Genomic DNA, 19,305 nt, shown 5'->3' with positions numbered 1-19,305 from the left:
ACGATAAAAAGAATGAAAAACCTAACTCAATTAACCCAGCTTGAATTAGTGCTGCTAGAATTAGTAGCTAAAGGTCAAGGAAAGTGGACTTGGTACGAACTCGCGAATGGACTTTCCCGTCGAGATGTACCGCGAGAACCTGACATGATGGTTGTCTTAAAAAAACTGGCTGCTGATGGCTTGGTTCAGCGATATGTAGAAACAGGTTCGCCTCGCGATAGATGGGAATTGACAACTGAGGGGACGATTTTGTTGACAGATGCAACTGCTTCTGAACTGACTACTTTATGCAAATATGTTGAAGTTTAACTTAGAAACCAGATTTGTATAGCGGTTCTCAAATAAGTGAGGTACGTAGTCGATGCTCTAGCCCTCTTACTTGTGCTTATGTAGCTTGCGTGAGGTAAGCACCGCCATCAACTCCCATTACCAATTAATACTCATACCTCATTTACCTGAAAAAGGCTATAGTTTGCATTAACAATCAAGACTATCAAGCCTCTTTGGAAGTGCGAAAAATCTACCAAATAATACCGGATATTCGCGCTGCGGAACATCAATTTATCCGAGTTATTGACGAATCCGGCGAAGATTATTTGTATCCAGTTGCATATTTTGTGCCGCATTGCCGAAAGCCGTAGCAGTAGTATTTGCATATCCCACTCGGCGGTTGAAACCGATCGTGCACAAACAAAATCTGCCTCCGCAGACAAGCGAGATCGAGGAGGCATTTAAGCCACATTCGATATCATAGCAAATCCTGCTTTAACATCGGGTTGATTCTTCAGTCCCCCTCTGCTAGGACTTGGTTTGACAAGAAACGATTTCAATCGCCGATCGCCTAAAATCAAAAATCAGCTACAATAAAAAATTAAAAAGCAATCAAAAAACATCGCCATGAGCGTAATTGCAGCCAAATGGACGATCGCCCAATACCACCAAATGATATCTGCGGGCATCTTAGAACATCGGCGCGTAGAGTTGCTAAAAGGAGAAATTGTAGAAATGTCGCCGGAAGGAGAACCCCACGCCTATTTTAGCAGCGAAGCAGGAGCATATCTGATCCGGCTGTTAGGCGATCGCGCTACAATCCGATCGGCAAAACCAATTACCCTTCCTAACAACTCGGAACCAGAACCAGATATTGCGATCGTACAGCCCTTGGGCCGCACATACCTCGAACATCACCCCTATCCAGAAAACATTTTTTGGCTGATTGAATACTCTGATTCCACTCTGATCAAAGACTTGGAGACGAAAACGAAAATCTATGCTGAAGTCGGAATCCCCGAATACTGGGTAGTTAACCTCAAAAACAGACAGTTAGTCGTATTTCGAGACCCCCAAGACGGAGATTATGCTTCCAAATTCACGCTAACAGGTGGAACAGTTAACCCGATCGCATTTCCCGATGTAATTATATCCGTAAGTGCGATCGTCAGCAATTAAGGCAATTCTCCTATGATTTAAGGCAGGTTTGATAGAGGTAGAGCGAGATTTGCCGTTGGGTGGAAGCGGGTTTATGAGATTATGGGTCAAAGGCACAGATTGTTTGTAAAACTCGCCCCTACGAGAATTCATCCCGCCGCAGACTCCAACCACGCAATCAAATCCTCTTGACTCCTAAAATCCAACAAAGCCTCTCCCAAATCATCTAACTGTTCCGCAGATAACCCCTGGATGCGAGTTTGAACTTCCAGTGTAACATCACCCACCCGCCGCACTATCTGACGCATAATTAATCCTATTTCCCCTTCAATTTTACCCCTTTCGATTCCCTGTTCGATTCCTTGTTCGATTCCTTGTTGTATTCCCTGTTCAATCCCCTGTTGTATACCAATTTCTATCCCTTTCATCACAGACCCGATTTGGTCTTGAATAAACATTTCTCGTTTGTCTACATCATTCAATTCGTCAAGTGTCAAATTTGCTCGGTTGGCAATTCCCAGCGCGGTATTAATCTCTTCAATAGACCCCAATGTATCTGGTACTGCTTCCAAAGAGGGCGCGTTTTTCATAAAGTAGAGCCATTTTTCCGGCAGAGTTTCGAGTTCATTCAATTCTTTTTTGAATTTCGGCAACTCGACAAACACTAACTTTAACTCGCAGTTGGGATAGACAAATTTCTCTTCGGTTTCTGTGAACTCAAAGTTAGAGATTAGTTTTTCGGTGTTTTCAAATAAGATAAAGTCGGTGATGGTTAAAGCAATGACCGGATTTAACTTTAAATAACCTTCTCCAGCTTTGAGTTGAGTAGAATAGGTTTTCGCTGCATTGTATACTACCCGTTTTTCAAAGGCGGCGACGTTGAGTACCTGCATTTCCACAATCACGGTTTTGTTGCCGGTAATCTTGGCTTTGACATCCAGGTAAGTGTCCTTCAATCCTGTAACGCTTCCTGCTGAATAAGGGTCAATTATTTCTATTTCTTGGATGGTGGGTTCTCCGTTATACAGCATTGCATTTAGGAAGCTGATGAGAATTTCTGGGTGTTCGGAAGAAGCGAATATTTTTTTGAATGCAAAGTCTGTTTTGGGGCTGATGAAACGCATATATTTTATAGGAGTTTTTTATTAACCGCAGAGGGCGCAGAGGACGCAGAGGAGGAGAAAAGAGAGGAAGATGGATATTGACAAATATTGGAAGGGTTGGGTTTTGTTGTCTCAACCCAACCTATTATCTGAATGCTTTTATCAGCCTGTGGCTTCAGTAGTAGTTGCAGGCGACATAACTAGCTTTCCAGTTATATCCATCGTCGCCAGTTTCAGCACTTCATTAAAAGCTAAACCCCGAATTTTGAGTTCCCACCGAATGCCTTTTGCTTTCATTCGCTTGGCTTTCCGCATATCGACATCAGCAGCTTTTTGATGCAAGAGCAAATATTTCATTGCTGCTGTAGCTTCGACTTTTGTGGGAAATGCAATATAGCTGATAAATCCGCCGTCCCAGTGATTGGCGTTGCGGACGCTGCTGATAGTCGCCACTCTCGGACTAAAGCGGTTCCAGTAAAAGTCGCTGTAGCCGATCGACTCTGTTTTTACTTGGAGTTTGTTTGCCATTTGACTTAACTCCTATAACCTTGTGTGTGCGGGGTTTGCAGTAACAATTTGCTGCTGTTACTATTATAGCATTGGGAAGTGGGAAGTGGGAGCCAATGCTGGCTGTTGTTTTACTTCCCTGACTGCTTCCGTGAAGTCGGGAAAGTAAAATATCGCCAATATCTTTAGTTCTTTTTTGTCTCGAATACAACTGCATTAAAAAGCTCTACAAGCTTGAAGTCTGAATAAACCGATAAATACAAATACTTTTCCAGTTTCTGCCGATTTCTAGGTAAAAATAAACCTAAGCCTGATAAGTTTTTATACTTATGTCTAATTCTTGAGTCCAGTAATTCACCATTCTGTTGCACTCTCTGAAGGAGAAGATTATTTAAAAATAACAATAAATCTTTACAAGGTGACGGACTTGCACCTGATAATTGTGTAAGTTTTTGTAAAAAATTTGCGAAATCAACAAAGGTTTCTCCAGAGCTATGATAAACTACTACAGTATTGTTATTATAAAAATTGACTTGTGGCCCTAAAATTGAGGATATAAAAACTTTCACAGGCGCAATATCTGCTTGCAAAATAGAATCAATCACAACATTAACTTTTTCTGGCAAGTAGCGGAAATAATGATTGTTAGTTAATGTCAAACTATGGTACATATCAGGCTGTTCACAATCCATAATCTTTTTAGCTAGCTGAGAACCATCAATGTCTGGATAATCGCTCAAATGACTTAACAATTGCTCATAATAGTAATTTGGCGCTCCAAGTTGAAGTTGAGATGAAAGCGTATACTTAGCAGTATTTTGGAAGGTATGGTGTACTTCAATATTTCCTTTATTACAATTTTGAAAAAATAATAATTCTAGATTTCCCTTGACAGAGCGGTTAAAATCAAATATAACTTGATTTATTTTTTGAAGATTCATCCATCTAATTTCTGAAATTAAAGGGGAGGTGGGATGTTCGTCGGGGCTTATTTCCATAAGCGTTCCACTATGACCTAAAAACACAATAGCCCAGCGTTTGGCTTGAAATTGAGATTGTGCCCAAGTCAGATACTCACTCAAGACTTCTGCACTACTACTATCTGCTGTTTCTAAGTATTGCGTATCAACTTTACCTTGGCTAATGATGCTTCTAGAAACTTGTGCTGCTCCACTAAAGTCTGATTGTACTACGACCAAAACCTTGTCATTTTTTACACCTTTACTAAGCATTTGAATAATTGGTTGTCCGAATCTTGAGAGATTATTGTCATAGGGCATCCAGTATAGTAATATCCAGTCATAATGATTTTTGACCGTACTTCCAAGCATATATTGGTCTCCATAGTAATATATTGTCTCTATTAAAGAACTAATACTTACTGTTATCAATTTGATTGCTTTTCTTCTTTTCACTTTATCTGCTCCTGATTGAGGATAGTCAGCTTTTTGTAGACTGTATTTTGGCTAACTAAAACCTCAATTCATATTCAGCAGTGACGCGGTTGTCTCCTTGAAAATTACTCGAACTTCTGAGTAAAATTTTATCGCTCAATCGATAGCGCACAGTAAATTCTGTCGGTTGATTTGCTGACAAAACTCGAATGATAGAGGCTGAAATATTGCGCGTGATGTCAAACCCAACTTCTAAACCTAAACCGAGAGAACCCGCACCAGAACTGGAACTAGCACTTTGTGCTTCGTTGCCTCTAATCCGAGTGGGAAATAAGCGAAATTCGCTCAATCCTGTGGCGTTAGTAATCGCAGATTGAAGGTTGTTCAATAAACCCGCACCCGCTAAATTTGCGATCGCCAGTGTACTGTCTCCCTGTCCCAAAGTCTGCACGAAACTGCCGCCTAACAGCGCTACAATCTCTGTTTCCGATCGACTCGGAGAGCTCCTCAACTCCAGACTTTCCGCCAACTGAGAAGCCCTTCCCTGCACTAACGCTTGAATTCGGACACTCCGCACGCTGCCGAAAGTTGTCGGTTCGTCTGCTATTTCAGAGGCTACAGATGCGCCGGGAGTGCGGAACCGCGTTACTTCCTGCACCGAAGTTGCTAACCTCACATCCAGCGTCGGATCGAGTCCTTGTGTTGGTATAAAGGTCGCAGTCTGCGGGTATCCTCGATCGAGTTTAAACTGCGTTGTAAACAAATTCACCGACCCCGAAGTCAACCGAATCGTACCCTCCGGGCGGAGGTCATCTAAAGTTCCGTTCACCGTCAAGCCCCCAGTCGCCTGAAAACTCAATATCGGCGCACTTGTTACCCGAATTCCCCGGCCCAAATTCAGCCGCAAATCGTTCAATCCAACTTCAAAGGAAGGGGAAGGAGAAGGAGAAGGGGAAGTCGCAGCAGAAGGGGAAGCAGAAACATCAGTCGCAGGGGAAGGGGAAGATGTGGAAGGAGAATCAGAAGCAGAAGCAGAAGAGGAAGAAGCTAACTGAGTTGTGCCGCCGCCAGCACTGGGCAAAAATACTTCGCCGTTGTAAAGTTCAATATTACCGCTCAACTGCGGGCGCCTAGCCGTGCCCCTTGCTTGCACTTGACCGACAACGCCGCCGCTGTACAATCCTCTGAGATTTAGGGCTAACTTGTCGAGATTTACAGCCAAAGGATTATCCGCATCGACATCGCCCTCCGCGAAGGGCACAGACAGCGGAATCACGCCCTGGGCGACAACTTCTCCCTGACTCAACTGTCCCCGAATTCCCTCTACCCGAATACGATCGCCCTCAAAGCGCACCGTCCCAGTCAGCCCTGTCAGCGGTTCTGGGAAGGCTCTCGCCCGGACGGTTGCATTTTCAAAATTCGCGATTCCTTGCGCTACAGGGTCTTGCAGCGTTCCTCCGACGCGAATTTGCACCTGTCCCTGACCGCTGACCCACGCAACTTGCGGAGTCAATACATTAATAATTGCCAAACCTTCATTTTTCAAATTCGCCCTCAAATCGATTTGATTGCTGTCAGCTTTCACGGCTGCAAACGGCAACTCAAAAGGCAAACTTCCCTGCACTTCAATCGGTTCGGTTTGAGTTACCAAAGCGCTGCCGCCAAAATTCAGGCGGGCGTTGCTGTAACTGAAACTGCCGTCGGCTTGTTTAATCGGTTCTCCGTTTAGCGTACCTTCCAGCAAACTCAATTCCCCGGTGGCTTGCGGATTTTCCAAACTGCCGGCCAAATTCGCCCGCAAATTCAAATTTCCCGTGACATCCACAAAAGGCAATTCCACCAGTTTTGCCAACTCTTCCACCGGCACATTTTCTACCCGCAACTGCCCGGATTGAGCTTTTTGCCCGAGTTGTCCCGAAAAGCCGATCGCACTTTTGCCCGATCGAATTTCCAAAGGCAAAACAGTTAAAATCCCGTCCTGAAAACTGCCTTCAATGCTGAACTTTTCAGCGACATATTTTCCCCACTGCCAGTTATCGCCTTTCACGTTAAATTGAGCTTGCACGCCAGTTTGCAAAGAACCCGCGACAGCAATTTCCGCGCCAAAAGTGCCTTGCAATTGAGATAGCGCAGGCAATTTTTCTGATGATTTTACTGCCTGCTGCTGCTGCAAAATTGTTTCAATTTCTGCCAAGCGGCGCAACTGTTCGATTAGCGGGGCATCCGGTTCTCCGACTGCCACAGTTTGCACGTCGCCACTGTCACCGTAAACGGGAGGTTTTAGGCCTCTCGCCAAGTCGCCTAAATTGAAATATTGCAAAGCGGCTAAAACCTGCTGCAAATTGCCTTGCTGGACGTTAACTTTCCCGGCAAATTTCGGGTTTGCGCCTGTTTGAACATTACCGGAAATTAAGTATTGACCGCTGCCTTGGCGGAATATGCCATTTGTGAGAGTGGCGCTGCCGTTAGCGTAGCTGAATTCGGCTTGGAAACTGTCACCTTTAATGTAGCCGATCGCCGGTTGGGCGATCGCAATTTGTCCGCTTGCTTGCAAAGTCGCCGGATTTAACGGCATCTTCCAACCCGGCACATTTACTTGTCCCGAAACCGTACCGGTAATCGGCCCCAAACCCGCCTCTTTACCGGGTGATAAATTCAAAGCAGCGAGGGGAAAATCGCTTAAATTGACTCGCAAAGTTTCTCCCTCAGTTTGGCCGCGGGCTACCGATTCCCCGCGTTGAACTAAGAAAGATGTCGGCAGAAAAGATTGATTTAAAGCTACTTCAATTTTGTCTTGGCGTCCGGCCAAACGCAAATCTACACTTTTCCCAGCATCCGCATTCACAGTCCCCGCCAGTACCGGGTCAAAAGCGATTTGATTTACTGCTAAATCCCGCACTTCCACGTCGCCAACTAAGCTGAGGGCGGCGAGGGTTCCGGTGAGGCGGCCGGTAAAATCGACGTTGCCGCGCAGGGGTTGGCTTTGCTGTGAGGAATTTTTGTCCCCAATTGCAGACAAAAATGCTAACTGTTCTGCTGGCAAAGCTGCCAGGTTAAAGTTGGAGAGTTTGACATTCAAGTCCAAATTGGAAACCGAAGGCAATCCTTTACCTGCGAGTTCGACATTAACAAAGCCGTTGGCTGTCAAACCGGGAGTTGTGGCGTTCTCAATTTCCACCCGTTTTCCGTCCCAATTAAATACTGCCTCAAAAGGTTGTTTCAGAAACGGCAATTCGGAGATGCGGAAACTGCCGCCGGCGCGAACTGTTTGTGGGGAAGCGGCAATCGGCCCGGATAAATTGATATTGCCGTTAAACAGTCCTCGAAGCTGGGGGAGATTTTGGGTACCGGAGACTACACCGCCGGTTTGCAAGCTTTGGCGCTGGGCTTCAAAGGCTTGCTGGAAGCGACTTAGAGCAATTTGCTCGCCCTCGATAGACGCGCGCCAATTCCCCGATGCGGCGCTGCCTTTAGCATTGACAATTCCTCCGCCGTTGGCGAGTCGAATTTGTCCGTCGCCGTTGGCGGTGATGCCGTTGGCGGTTAGATTATCTACTGTTCCCAAAATGCGGACTTTTCCGTCGAGGGTTCCGTTAATTTCTTGCGGTAAATCCGCTGTCAGCAAACCTGTTTGTTTGAGGGTTTGTTCTAAATTACTGACGGCAATTCCGTTCGTTTCCAGCAATGCTTGCAAGTTGCCGTTTTCCAATTTTGCCGTAGTATCGATCGCCCCGAGTCGATCGGCCAAAATCCGCCCTTCTCCGCTAGCACTAATTCCCTTCGCTGTCAAGTTATCCAAACTGCCCGCTGCTTGGAATTGGCCGTTAACTCTGCCGTCAAATCCTTTAGGCAAAGTTGCCGTTAGCGTAAACAGTTGGAGATTGCGAACAGTTTGTTCTAAGCGGCTGAGAATAACTCGATCGGCATCGGCGAAAGCTTGCCAGCGTCTGTCTTCTAATTTACCTCTAAAAGCAACAGTACCGTCGGCTATATTGAGTTTGCCGCTGCTGTTGACAGAAATATCGGCGGCGGTTGAATTATCAAGATTGCCGCTGGCTTGAATTTGATTCGATATTTGTCCGTCTAACGATTTTAGATTTTGGATTTTGGATTTTAGATTGTTGAGATTGGCGACTGTTTGGGGATTGTCAGCAGTGAAAGCTAAGCCAACATCTAACAGGGGCAATCCTAAATTTACCAGACGGCTGATGGAAGTGCGATCGGTTTCTGCCGTTCCCTGCCAATTTCCCGCTGCCAATTCTCCTTTAAAATTCACATTGCTGTCGGCAAGATTGAGTCTGCCGCTGCCGCTGGCATTGATGCTGCTAGCAGTCAAATTGTCAAGACTTCCCGATGCTGTAAATTGACTCGATAGCAGTCCGTCAATCGATTTTAGATTTTGGATTTTGGATTTTAGATTGTTAAGATTGGCAGATTGCTGATTTTCGGGATTGAATGCTGAAGCCACATCTAAAATCGGCAGTGTCAAATCTACTAAGCGGTTGATGGAAGTGCGATCGGTTTGTGCTGTTGCTTGCCAGTTTCCCGCTGCCAATTCTCCTTTCAGATTGACATTGCTGTCGGCAAAATTGAGCCGGCCGTTGCCATTAATATTGATGCCGCCTGCAGTCAAATTGTCAACATTTCCCGCCGCTTGAAATTCACCTGCTAACAGTCCGTTTAACGATTTTAGATTTTGGATTTTGGATTTTAGATTTTCTAAATTTGCGGCGGTTGAAGTGTTAGAATTAGCACGGGCTAAAAACGGCAATCCAATATCAATTAATTGATTTACAGCAACTTTTTTAGTGTTGCCAATAACTTGCCAGCGGCCAGATTCTAGTTCGCCATTAACATCAACAATACTGTCAGCAATATTCAGCGTTCCTTTGCCCGTCGCAGCGATCGCATTTAAACTCAAATTGTCCAGAGTTCCTGCTGCTTCGGCGGTTCCGCTGAACAAACCCGCTAGTTCAGGAGGCAAATTCAGCCCCGGCACGACTTGCTGCAAACGGTTGAGGGCCACGCCATTGCCCTCGATCAAAGCTTGCCACTGACGGTCTTTTAGCGCAGCATCCACGTTAACAGAAGCATCGCCAATTTTCACAACTGTATTTTGCAAATCCGCCGAATTGCCTCCGGCTCTAATTTCGCCCGCTGCGGGGAAAGTTCCTTGCGGTGCTTGCCATTTAACTCTCGCTTGAATGTTGTCTAACGGGCCGAAAATTTGAGTTTTTGCGGAGACATTGCCAATTTTAACAGTAGCAGGAATCTGGAGAGCGTAAATTTGGGCGAGGTTATCTGCAGGCAAGTTTTCAGCTTGTAAATCAAACACCAAACCCGATCGCGAATTCTCACTTCCCAAAGCAATATCGACTTCACCTTTCCCGCCAATTTTACCACCCGCCGCCGGCACTACCAAAATATCGCTCAAAGTCAAAGCTAAAGAGGAAAAAGGAGGAATAGAAGATTGAGCATTGGGATTTGGGGTTTGAGCCATTCTCCCCCGTTCCAATTTGAAATTAGTGCTAATATTATTTAATTGCAGTCGATCGACCGTAGCGGGTTTTGTCGAGGCGATCGTACCTGTCAGCACCGGCAAAGCAACGGTTCCAGTCAGCTTAGCATCCGCCTTCACTTCCCCCGCAACAGCAACCGGCAATACTACTTTCTGCCCTAACTCTGTTTCCACCGCACTGACAACACTTGCAAAAGCGACTGGTTGCACGTTCGTTGTCAGATTGAAGTTAGCTCGATCCAAATTAAAATTAGTTCCAGTTGCAACTGTTCCTGCTATTTTCAGCGGAATTAGACCGTAATTAGCCGCCAGACTATCGACAATCACATTAGTTCCCTGAAACCGCAACTGACCGCTGCTATTTTGTATAATTTGTTTCAGCGGAGCAATACTCGCTTGCACTCCGCCAAAACTAGCCGTTCCCACAATTCCCGATACTTTATTGTCTCGCAATTGCACGGTCAAATTGCCATTAGCAAGACCTTTTTGTAAAATAATGCCTGCGGGAAGTTTCAGCAGTCGAGCGAGGTCGGACAAAGGCAAATTTTGACCTTGCAACTGCACGTTAGTTTGAGCGGCTGGTAACAGAGAATCAGCTTTAACTATAAAATTATCGCTGTTAGTAAACTGACCGTTTAGTTCGTAGAGAACGCGGTGATTTTGGTCGCGGAATAAAACACTGCCATTTTTCAAATTTACAGAAATCGGAGCCGAAGTTTTCTGTCCGACTGCGGGACTCGGCACCAAAACTGCGGCGACATTTTCAGCTCGAATTGCCTCAACTTCAGTTTTAAATAAACCCGGAGATTTCGGCTCCCCAGTTGGAATATTAACCCAGCGACCTTTAGCATCCTGTTCGATATAAGCGCTGGGTTTAACTAAGGTAATATCTAATTTGAGAGTGCGGTTGAACAGCAATTGCCAAACTGAAAATTGCACTTCCACTGCTTCTGTAGAAGCGTAATCTGGATCGGTTGGAGTTGCAGGTAAAGTCGATCGGCCAAACCGCAAACTTGTCGGAGAAAATCTCTCCAAACGTCCGATTTGCACAGGCCGCTTCAGCAACTGACTGACTTCAGTTTCCACCAAAGGAGCTAACTTCTCCCGCACCCACTGGTGTGCTACCGCCGCCCCAACCAAGGCGATAATGCCCAATCCCGTACCGCTAAGCAGCAGCAGACGCCACCAGCGGCGGTGGGGACGGGGTGCGAGTTGATTTTTGTTATCGTCCGAGTTAGTCATGGGTGTTTCTCAAAAATCAGAGAATTCAGGAATTAAGGGAATCAGCCGATTTTAGACAGGTATAATTTCTGTGATTCGCCGCTTCGGGCCTTCTGCCTTTGGTAGACTCAGAACAGAGGTCGGAAGTGCCGATCCCCGGATCGAACGCAGGCAAAAGGTAGGCCCCCACTCCAGGGTAGACTCCAGAAACCTTTACCGAACTTAATCAAAACACGCAACACCACCTAAAACCAAGTCCTCCAAATCCTCCAAATCCTCTAGATTCCCCCCGCAGTAAAGGATTGGTGGTGAATCTCAAATCTCAAATCTCCAACCAAGTCGTTCAAATGCCCCAACTCCTTTCGAGCCCGCCAGTGCAGGATCGATCGTCAATCTAAAATCTAAAATCTAAAATCTAAAATCGGTTAGATTCCCCCCACAGTGCAGGATTGGTGTTGAATCTCAAATCTCAAATCTCCAACCAAGTCGTCCAAATGCCCCAACTCCTTTCGATTCGAGCCCGCCAGTGCAGGATCGATCGTCAATCTAAAATCTAAAATCTAAAATCGGTTAGATTCCCCCCGCAGTGCAGGATTGGTGGTGAATCTCAAATCTCAAATCTCAAACCAAGTCGTCCAAAGGCCCCAACTCCTTTCGCTCCACCACTGGCGGGATCGATCTAAAATCTAAAATCTAAAATCTAAAATCTAAAATCTAAAATCGACTGATTGGTTGCCCGATCGCTCCTAAGATAAAAAAACGGTGGTTAAGAAGGTCTTTAAAACTTATGCGAGTGTTCGTCTTACTCTTCAATGCCCGCACCGAGAATGAGGGAATTCATACCATACAACTCGGCGATCGCAACAAAGTTCTGATGTTTGAGTCAGAAGACGACGCCACCCGCTTTGGCGTGATGTTGGAAGCTCAGGATTTTCCCGAACCCACTGTCGAGGCGCTCGACGATGAGGAAATCAAGGAGTTCTGCGAGAGTGTTGATTATGATTGGGAACTGGTGCCTGCGGGTGCGCTGGCGATTCCGCCAGAAGACAATGTAGCACAGACTCAGTGGCAGGCGGAGTCGGAGCCGGAGTCGGAGCCGGATTCTGACGTTTCCCAAAACGAACTGGATTCTATTCGCCGCCGACTCGAAGGACTTTTGTAATAGTCATTAGTCATTAGTCATTAGTCATTAGTTATTGGTAATGGGTAATGGGTAATGGGTAATGGGTAATTGCCTCTCTCTCGGAAGTAGATTTAGCCGATCGCCCGCAAGCGAAAATTTCGAGCCTTTGAGTCACGACTTCACCAAGATCGCCAGCGGGCAGGCAATGCGTACCCTATTTTGTACACCTAATGACTGTTGACTAATGACCAATGACTAATGACCAATGACCAATGACTAATGACTAATCAAAAAACATGAAAAATTTGGAAGAACGGGGCCATCTGCTGACTGAACAGGTGAATGCCAACAGCGAGAATTTAGACCAACTCAGTTCGATCGAATTAGTGGACTTGTTCAACCGGGAAGACGCCCAAACCTTAAGCGCGATCGCCCGCGCCCGCGAACATTTAGCGCGAGCGATCGACATTGCAGCCGAGTCTCTGCGTCAAGGAGGCCGCCTGTTTTACGTCGGTGCGGGTACTTCCGGGCGTTTGGGGGTGCTGGATGCCGCCGAGTGTCCCCCCACCTTCTGCACGCCACCAGAACTCGTACAGGGCATAATTGCCGGGGGTGCGGGGGCTTTGGTGCGGAGTTCGGAGGATTTGGAGGATCGGGCTGAGGATGGGGCTGAGGCGATCGCCCACCGTCACATTACCAACTTAGATGTGGTTGTCGGAATTACGGCTGGAGGTACGACGCCCTTTGTAGCCGGTGCTTTGCACGCGGCGCGCCAGCGGGGAGCGAAGACTGTGTTTGTGGCCTGCGTACCCGTCGAACAAGTGAGTTTTGAGGCTGATGTTGATATTCGGTTGTTGGTTGGCCCGGAAATAGTGGCGGGTTCGACGCGCTTGAAAGCGGGTACGGTGACAAAAATGGCTTTGAATATCATTTCGACTGGGGTAATGGTGAAGCTGGGGAAGGTATACGGAAATCGGATGGTTGATGTGGCGGTGACTAATAAGAAATTGCGCGATCGGGCTGTGCGGATGTTGCAGGATTTGACTGATTTGAGCCGGGATGAAGCGGGTTTTTTGCTCGAAAAAAGCGGCAAGTCTGTAAAATTAGCTTTGATGATGCACTGGACTGGTTTGGAGAAGGAAGAGTGCGATCGAATTTTGGGCGAGTTTCAAGGAAATTTGCGATCGGCTGTGGCATCAATTAGTCAGTAGTCAGCAGTCAGTAGTCAGTAGTCATTAGTCAGTTGTTATTGGTTATTGGTTATATCATGGACGGTTGCATCGGAATAATATATTTGAATGATATCAGTGCGAGCGTCTCGCTCGCGAGCGAGACGCTCGCACTGATATCATTCCGATGCTGCCGGATTTGATATTATTCCCCATTCCCCATTCCCCCATTCCCATTCAGTTGTCATCAGTCATTTGCGATATCGATTCCAAAAATTGTGAAAGCTCTTCCGCCGATCTGATGTGATAAACACTTTTGGTATTTTGAGCGCGATCGACATACTCGCGATATCTGGGAGTTAAATACTTGTGACACAACCAAAGAGCGCGGTAACTATTAATTAAACTCTTCAATATCGGACTGTTTTCAGGCCAGCCTTCAGGCGGTATAAAGCTACCTGAAATCAGCCGTTTAGTCACCCACCAAAAATGCACGTATAGCGGTAAGCTGTTCAGCATCTAAAACGCATATTGTATGATACAATATGATGATATTTGTAAAAAGTCAATGCCTACTAAAAACTTCCTCAGTTCCGAGACAAAGGAAACTCTGCAACAAGCATTAAAAGAGCATGAGCATCCAGATATTCGGCAAAGAGCCTTAATTTTTTTGTTACTAAATAACGGAAATACACAGGCTCAAACTGCTGAACTAATTGGATGTTCTCTCAGAAAAGTTGCTGATTGGAGCATTCATGGTGAGCCTGAAAATTTAGATAGTTTTAAAGATGATAGGATGAAGGGTAACTACCGAAAAGCTACAGAAGAATACATTGATTTACTTCTAGAGACAATTGAAGTAGAACCTGAGAAATATGGCTATGAATTCGGGAGATGGACAACAGCTAGACTTGCCATATATCTAGGAGAAAAAACAGGAATTGAGCTGAGTAGTACCCAAGTAAGGAGGATTTTAAAAGCAAAAAAGTATGTTTACCTCGCTCGCTAAATATAGCTTAGAGGATAAGCAAGATACCGTAGAGAGGGGTTTATTTAAAGATAAATTAGCTGAGTATCTAAGAATAGCAAAAGAATCTCCAACTCTTTTACAGGTATGGTTTTGGGATGAGAGTGGATTTAGTTTGAGGGTCATCAGAAGAAAAAATTGGTGTAAAAAAGGGACTCGAAGTAATAAAAGAGGAGACCGACGAAAAGGTCGTATTAATGTCATGGGCGGAGTGAGATATTCAGATAAGAAAAGATGGGTAGATTTTATTCCATCTGGAAATTCTGCTAATTTTTATGCAGTGCTGAAAAAATTTTATGGAGATTTAAGAGCAGAGTGGATATCGCAAGGGAATTTAGCGGAAGACTTTAAAGATAAAGGCTGTAAATTTGCGATCATCTTAGACAACGCTAGTTTTCATAAAAAAGCAGAGATTTTGGAGAAAATAGCGACGGAGATGCCGAATTTAATCATAGAGTTTTTGCCCAAATATAGCCCTGACTATAACTTAGTTGAATTAGTATGGCATTCGGCAAAGGAATATGTTGCTAATAGATTATTTGAATCCATTGAAAAACTAGAATCACTATTAAATAAACTGTTAAATGAAGGAGAACTAATTATGAAATGGAACCGAAAAATAAAAAACAAAGGCAACTCAGTTAATGCAGTTTAGATGTTTGACAGCTTAAATCGACAAAAACCAGACTATCCGCCTCATTGAGTCGCAGCCAGAGGGTTTCCCTGCAACCAAACCCGTCAATCGATTGCGCGATTTTAGATTTTAGATTTTAGATTAAAGAATTGAAGCATTGACCCCACGGATCGAGTCGGGGGGCAAGTTTCATCGGATACAGGTTTTTTATTTCTCCACAGATGAATCACGTGGCGGGTATCCTGGATGCTTTCGGTCAATAATCCATCGATCGGTCGCCAGAATTTGATCGATGTAAAGTGGCAAATCAGTGATTTCCGATAATCTCTTGCTGAGAGTTGATTTACCGCCTCCAGCGTTACCAAACACGGCTACTTTTTTCATAATTTCCTTTTTAGTAATTTAGTAATTTAGTTATTAGTCATTAGTTATCAGTAGCGGACTAAAAGCTGAAGGTCGATCGACTTTGTAGCTTTCAAAAAAGTCAATTACGGTGATTTTTGGCGCGGATCGTTGACGTTTTTGAGAAAGGCGATTAGGGTGAGTATATATACTTGTTGTTTGGCGATCGCTCCTTAGTTAAAAAAGCCGTTTCTGAAGCCAACGCACCTAGTACGAGACTGCTGGATACTCTACCCACTTTGAAATTTCAAACCGAATCCTATGCAACCAAAGCCTAACCTTAACCTATACTCATCGTTGGGGCATCTCCCCTGGCTGAAAAAAAGCTACACTGCCAAAATTATGGTAGTTGCATTTTTAGGCACGCACGTTCCTTTGCTAACCTTAATCGCCTGGTTTCTTACCTCAAATGCTTACTCTGTAGAGACATCAGTCCGGGTTCTGCTGATTGCTCTGCTGGCGACATTAGCGGGTACGGCAGCAACGCTTTATACGCTACGCTACCTCCTGGTTCCGGTAATCTTAACCTCGGAGGCTCTACAAAACTACCTCGATACAAGAACATTGCCGAACTTACCCACAGAGTTTGCTGATGAAGTCGGTACGCTGATGGCAAATTCCTCACAAACGCTTTACAAACTCGATGAATTGATTGATTACATTACCAACTACGATAAACTGACTGGATTGCCAAATCGTGACTTGTTCTGCGATCGCCTGAATCAAACCCGATCTCAAAATCACTCACCTTTGGTCGCAGTGCTGGTATTGGGTATCGATGATTTCACAGGGATTCGCCATTCGTTGGAGCCTGAGATATGCGACTTACTAATTAGAGCCGTTTCCCAACGGGTGGTACAGTGCATGGATCGGTCAGATGTCTTGGCGCGTTTGAGCGACGGTGAGTTTGCGATCGCTCGCAGCGAACTCCCCTCGCTGGAGAGTGTGGTCAAGCTATCCCAACTGCTGCTGAGTACGCTAGCAAAACCTTTCTCTGTAGAGGGCAACCAGATCCACCTCACCGCCAGTCTTGGCATTACATTGAACCATTTAGAAAATACCAATTCTGCAGAGCAACTTCTTCAGCAAGCTGGCTTCGCACTCCATCAGGCAAAGCAGCAAGGGCGGAGTCAATATCAGTTTTATTCACCAGAAATGAACCTTCAGTTACAGGAGCGACTGGCCCTAGAAAATAACCTGCGCGGAGCGCTGGAACGTAACGAACTGCTGGTTTACTATCAACCGCTGATCGACCTGCACAGCGGAAAGGTGACAGCAACGGAGGCGCTGGTTCGCTGGCAGCATTCTACAGAGGGTTTGGTCTCTCCGGCAAAATTTATTCCGATCGCCGAAGCCAATGGCGAGATCGTGCCCATTGGTGAATGGATCTTGCGAACGGCTTGCGCTCAAACCCGTCGCTGGCAACTGGCTGGGCTGCCAGCGCTGCGGATTTCGGTGAATCTGTCGGCTCGACAATTTGAGCAGGCGAATCTGGTTGAGATGGTTTGCCAAATTTTGGCCGAGACGGAACTCGAAGCTGCGTATTTAGAACTGGAAGTGACTGAAACTGCCTTGATGACTGACATTGAGCGATCGGTCAAAACCTTGTTGCAACTGCGAGAACTTGGCGTGTCGCTTGCCCTAGACGACTTTGGCACGGGTTATTCTTCCCTCAACTACCTGCAACGGTTTCCGGTTAATATGCTCAAGATCGATCGATCGTTTGTCAACGATATACTGTCTAACCCGGACAGCGCCACCATTACTGATGCGATCATTGCTCTGGCAAAAAGTCTGCGGTTAACGATCACCGCAGAAGGCATTGAAACCAAGGAGCAGCGTGACTACCTGCAAGCGCGAGGCTGCGATGAAGGTCAAGGGTTTTACTTCAGTCGCCCTGCTAACGCTGATACAATAACCAAACTGCTAAAAGACTCGTTTCAGTCTGAGGCAGTATCTATGCCTCTTGCCAGCCACTTTTGAGCTGCACCATTGGCTTTCACTGGGAGTGCGATCGTAAAGCGCTCTCGTTTTTAGATTCCTGACTTCTCCAAGAAGTCGGGAATCTGGGTAAGCTGTTCTGCATTTAAATTGTCTATCAAAAAACAATCCAACTCTTGTGGGGAGTAGGGGTTGGGCGTCCCGCCCGCCCTGAATATGCAATTTAACTGCGCGACAGCTTATGCTGTTGCGGCATTTAAATTGTATGTCAAAAAACAATCCAACTCTTGTGGGGTGGGCGTCCCGCCCGCCCTGAATATGCAATTTAACTGCGCGACAGCTTATGCTGTTTTTTAGGCGTTGACAAAAACAGAAGATGCAAGCTGACTTTGACTGACACCCTGCACGATTCCCAAATAATTACTGCCAGACTTAATCGCCGTAGAAGCGATGCTTGCGCCTCCATCCAACTGCAAACTCACAGCTTCAAAAGTCAAGTTGGCAAATCCGATACCGTCAGTCAAACCAATCTTATCCCCGATCGCAAAATCGACGATCGCATCCGCACTAATTAAAGTAGCCGAAGCAGACAAACCTCCTGCTAAAATAAACGTATCATTTCCAGCGCCGCCGGTCAGAATATCTTGACCGCGATCGCCCGCCAACAAATCGTCGCCGTTACCGCCAATCAAGATATCATCTTCTTTGCCGCCGCGAATAGTATCGTTACCGTCCGATCCGATTAGCCGATCGTTATCGTTGTTGCCGCCGATAAAATCATTGCCAACACCGCCATCAATTGAATCCGATTCTTTGCCGCCCGATAAGCTGTCATTGCCACCTGCGCCGTTAATTGTATCCGCACCTTGCATTCCATTAATGCTATCAGCACCTTCTCCCCCAATGATATTATCTTTGCCGGAAAGGGCAAAAATTGGCAATCCCGCAGCATTTGTCGGTATTTGACTGTCGGCACTATCTGATAGGAAATAATTGCCGCCGCTGGCTGTATTTTGAGGTGCTTGTGTCGGGCTGCCGTCCCCTATAGCATTGGGTATTGGCGAAATAATCGATACCAATGTGTTGGGAGTCGGTGTCGGTGTCGGAGTCGGTGTCGGAGTCGGTGTGGGTGTCGGTGTGGGTGTCGGTGCGGGATTGACACTACCGTCAAGAGAAGTCGCAAAAACTTGCGTCCAATAGTGATTCCAATTTTCTGTACCAGTATCGTTGGCTAAGAAATAGTAACCAATCCCAATTTCTTTGAGATTGGGGTTAAGAATGTTAGCCCGGTGGCCGCTGCTGTTCATCCACGATGATACAACTTGTTCGGGTGTAGAAGATCCAGCAGCGATGTTTTCTGCTGCCGCTGAGAATTTATAGCCCGTTGCAGTAATGCGACTGGTGAATGACGAACCATCTTTTCCGGTATGATCGAAGAAGTCTTGCAGTGCCATGTTTTGGCTGTGATTTTCCGCGGCATTTAGTAACTGAGTATTTAAGGTTAGCGGGGACAAACCTAATTTACTGCGTTCTAAGTTGGTAAGTTCTAAAACTCTATAAATAAAGTTTTGATTGGTTGTGGTTGGTGAGGTTTGAGAAGCCGATCGCTCTCCTGTTAAAATGTCCGAGGATTGAGAACCTGAATTTTGTAGTTGTTCAAGCATGGGGATGATAAATAGTTTTAAGACTTGGCTTTGCTGGTAGATGGCTTACCGTCTTAACGATAGTTTCCGTTCTAAAAAACTTACCCATAGTTACCCAAGTCTAGACTGAGCTGGACATAGGTGATTTTGGTGTTGATTTCCTGGTTCATTGTAGCGGTAGCATGGCTGCCCAGA

The 19,305-nt window shown here is 45.7% G+C and carries 12 protein-coding genes and 1 pseudogene; 6 read left to right on the top strand and 7 right to left on the bottom strand.

Translation table 11 applies throughout. From position 1 onward, the window contains the following. The first annotated feature begins 12 nt into the window (after positions 1–12). Together QUA56_RS26430 and QUA56_RS26420 are read left to right on the top strand one after the other, a co-directional pair. Entirely contained in the window at positions 13–309 is a 297-nt protein-coding gene (locus QUA56_RS26430) for a hypothetical protein (RefSeq protein ID WP_333363838.1), read from the top strand. A 588-nt stretch (positions 310–897) separates the two neighbouring features. Further along, entirely contained in the window at positions 898–1,449 is a 552-nt protein-coding gene (locus tag QUA56_RS26420) for a Uma2 family endonuclease (RefSeq protein ID WP_333081513.1), read from the top strand. 128 nt (positions 1,450–1,577) lie between these two features. Here the strand turns inward: QUA56_RS26420 and QUA56_RS26415 are convergent, their stop codons facing one another. From QUA56_RS26415 to QUA56_RS26400, 4 genes are all read right to left on the bottom strand, one after another. Further along, the gene (locus QUA56_RS26415; RefSeq protein ID WP_333363835.1) at positions 1,578–2,552 is read right to left on the bottom strand and encodes an Rpn family recombination-promoting nuclease/putative transposase; all 975 of its coding nucleotides are present in this window, start codon (positions 2,550–2,552) and stop codon (positions 1,578–1,580) included. Positions 2,553–2,693: 141 nt separating this feature from the next. Continuing rightward, the gene (locus QUA56_RS26410; protein WP_015174623.1) at positions 2,694–3,059 is read right to left on the bottom strand and encodes a hypothetical protein; all 366 of its coding nucleotides are present in this window, start codon (positions 3,057–3,059) and stop codon (positions 2,694–2,696) included. Between the two features lie 164 nt (positions 3,060–3,223). Next, complete coding sequence (locus QUA56_RS26405; protein ID WP_333363832.1) at positions 3,224–4,453, bottom strand: clostripain-related cysteine peptidase; 1,230 nt, start codon at positions 4,451–4,453, stop codon at positions 3,224–3,226. A gap of 55 nt (positions 4,454–4,508) precedes the next feature. After that, complete coding sequence (locus QUA56_RS26400; protein ID WP_333363829.1) at positions 4,509–11,192, bottom strand: translocation/assembly module TamB domain-containing protein; 6,684 nt, start codon at positions 11,190–11,192, stop codon at positions 4,509–4,511. A gap of 766 nt (positions 11,193–11,958) precedes the next feature. On the opposite strand from QUA56_RS26400, the gene QUA56_RS26395 reads away from it, so the two are divergent. After that, the gene (locus QUA56_RS26395; RefSeq protein ID WP_333363826.1) at positions 11,959–12,333 is read left to right on the top strand and encodes a DUF3110 domain-containing protein; all 375 of its coding nucleotides are present in this window, start codon (positions 11,959–11,961) and stop codon (positions 12,331–12,333) included. Between the two features lie 257 nt (positions 12,334–12,590). After that, entirely contained in the window at positions 12,591–13,505 is a 915-nt protein-coding gene (gene murQ / locus QUA56_RS26390) for an N-acetylmuramic acid 6-phosphate etherase (RefSeq protein ID WP_333363823.1), read from the top strand. 195 nt (positions 13,506–13,700) lie between these two features. On the opposite strand, the gene QUA56_RS26385 is transcribed toward murQ, so the two are convergent. Then, positions 13,701–13,982, bottom strand: a complete 282-nt coding sequence (locus tag QUA56_RS26385; protein WP_333363820.1) for a hypothetical protein — start codon at positions 13,980–13,982, stop codon at positions 13,701–13,703. Positions 13,983–14,031: 49 nt separating this feature from the next. On the opposite strand from QUA56_RS26385, the pseudogene QUA56_RS26380 reads away from it, so the two are divergent. After that, positions 14,032–15,145 (top strand): annotated as a pseudogene (locus QUA56_RS26380) (IS630 family transposase). A 186-nt stretch (positions 15,146–15,331) separates the two neighbouring features. On the opposite strand, the gene QUA56_RS26375 reads toward QUA56_RS26380, so the two are convergent. Further along, positions 15,332–15,508, bottom strand: a complete 177-nt coding sequence (locus QUA56_RS26375; protein ID WP_333363818.1) for a hypothetical protein — start codon at positions 15,506–15,508, stop codon at positions 15,332–15,334. Positions 15,509–15,868: 360 nt separating this feature from the next. On the opposite strand from QUA56_RS26375, the gene QUA56_RS26370 reads away from it, so the two are divergent. Continuing rightward, positions 15,869–17,509, top strand: a complete 1,641-nt coding sequence (locus QUA56_RS26370) for a bifunctional diguanylate cyclase/phosphodiesterase (protein WP_333363815.1) — start codon at positions 15,869–15,871, stop codon at positions 17,507–17,509. A 311-nt stretch (positions 17,510–17,820) separates the two neighbouring features. Here the strand turns inward: QUA56_RS26370 and QUA56_RS26365 are convergent, their stop codons facing one another. Then, positions 17,821–19,131, bottom strand: coding sequence for a CAP domain-containing protein (locus tag QUA56_RS26365; protein WP_333363813.1), 1,311 nt, complete (start codon positions 19,129–19,131; stop codon positions 17,821–17,823). Between the last annotated feature and the right edge of the window lie 174 nt (positions 19,132–19,305).

Source organism: Microcoleus sp. N3A4 (assembly GCF_036701805.1).
Taxonomy (GTDB): Bacteria; Cyanobacteriota; Cyanobacteriia; order Cyanobacteriales; family Microcoleaceae; genus Microcoleus.
Note: the sequence above shows the minus strand (reverse complement) of the source record. Positions and strands in the feature narration are given on the sequence as shown.

Bases quoted from the DNA above. Each gene is read 5' to 3' on its own strand.
- QUA56_RS26370 (WP_333363815.1), top strand. From the start codon at position 15,869: ATGGTAGTTGCATTTTTAGGCACGCACGTTCCTTTGCTAACCTTAATC.
- QUA56_RS26375 (WP_333363818.1), bottom strand. From the start codon at position 15,508: ATGAAAAAAGTAGCCGTGTTTGGTAACGCTGGAGGCGGTAAATCAACT.
- QUA56_RS26415 (WP_333363835.1), bottom strand. From the start codon at position 2,552: ATGCGTTTCATCAGCCCCAAAACAGACTTTGCATTCAAAAAAATATTC.
- QUA56_RS26420 (WP_333081513.1), top strand. From the start codon at position 898: ATGAGCGTAATTGCAGCCAAATGGACGATCGCCCAATACCACCAAATG.
- murQ (WP_333363823.1), top strand. From the start codon at position 12,591: ATGAAAAATTTGGAAGAACGGGGCCATCTGCTGACTGAACAGGTGAAT.
- QUA56_RS26400 (WP_333363829.1), bottom strand. From the start codon at position 11,192: ATGACTAACTCGGACGATAACAAAAATCAACTCGCACCCCGTCCCCAC.
- QUA56_RS26430 (WP_333363838.1), top strand. From the start codon at position 13: ATGAAAAACCTAACTCAATTAACCCAGCTTGAATTAGTGCTGCTAGAA.
- QUA56_RS26365 (WP_333363813.1), bottom strand. From the start codon at position 19,131: ATGCTTGAACAACTACAAAATTCAGGTTCTCAATCCTCGGACATTTTA.
- QUA56_RS26385 (WP_333363820.1), bottom strand. From the start codon at position 13,982: ATGCTGAACAGCTTACCGCTATACGTGCATTTTTGGTGGGTGACTAAA.
- QUA56_RS26395 (WP_333363826.1), top strand. From the start codon at position 11,959: ATGCGAGTGTTCGTCTTACTCTTCAATGCCCGCACCGAGAATGAGGGA.
- QUA56_RS26410 (WP_015174623.1), bottom strand. From the start codon at position 3,059: ATGGCAAACAAACTCCAAGTAAAAACAGAGTCGATCGGCTACAGCGAC.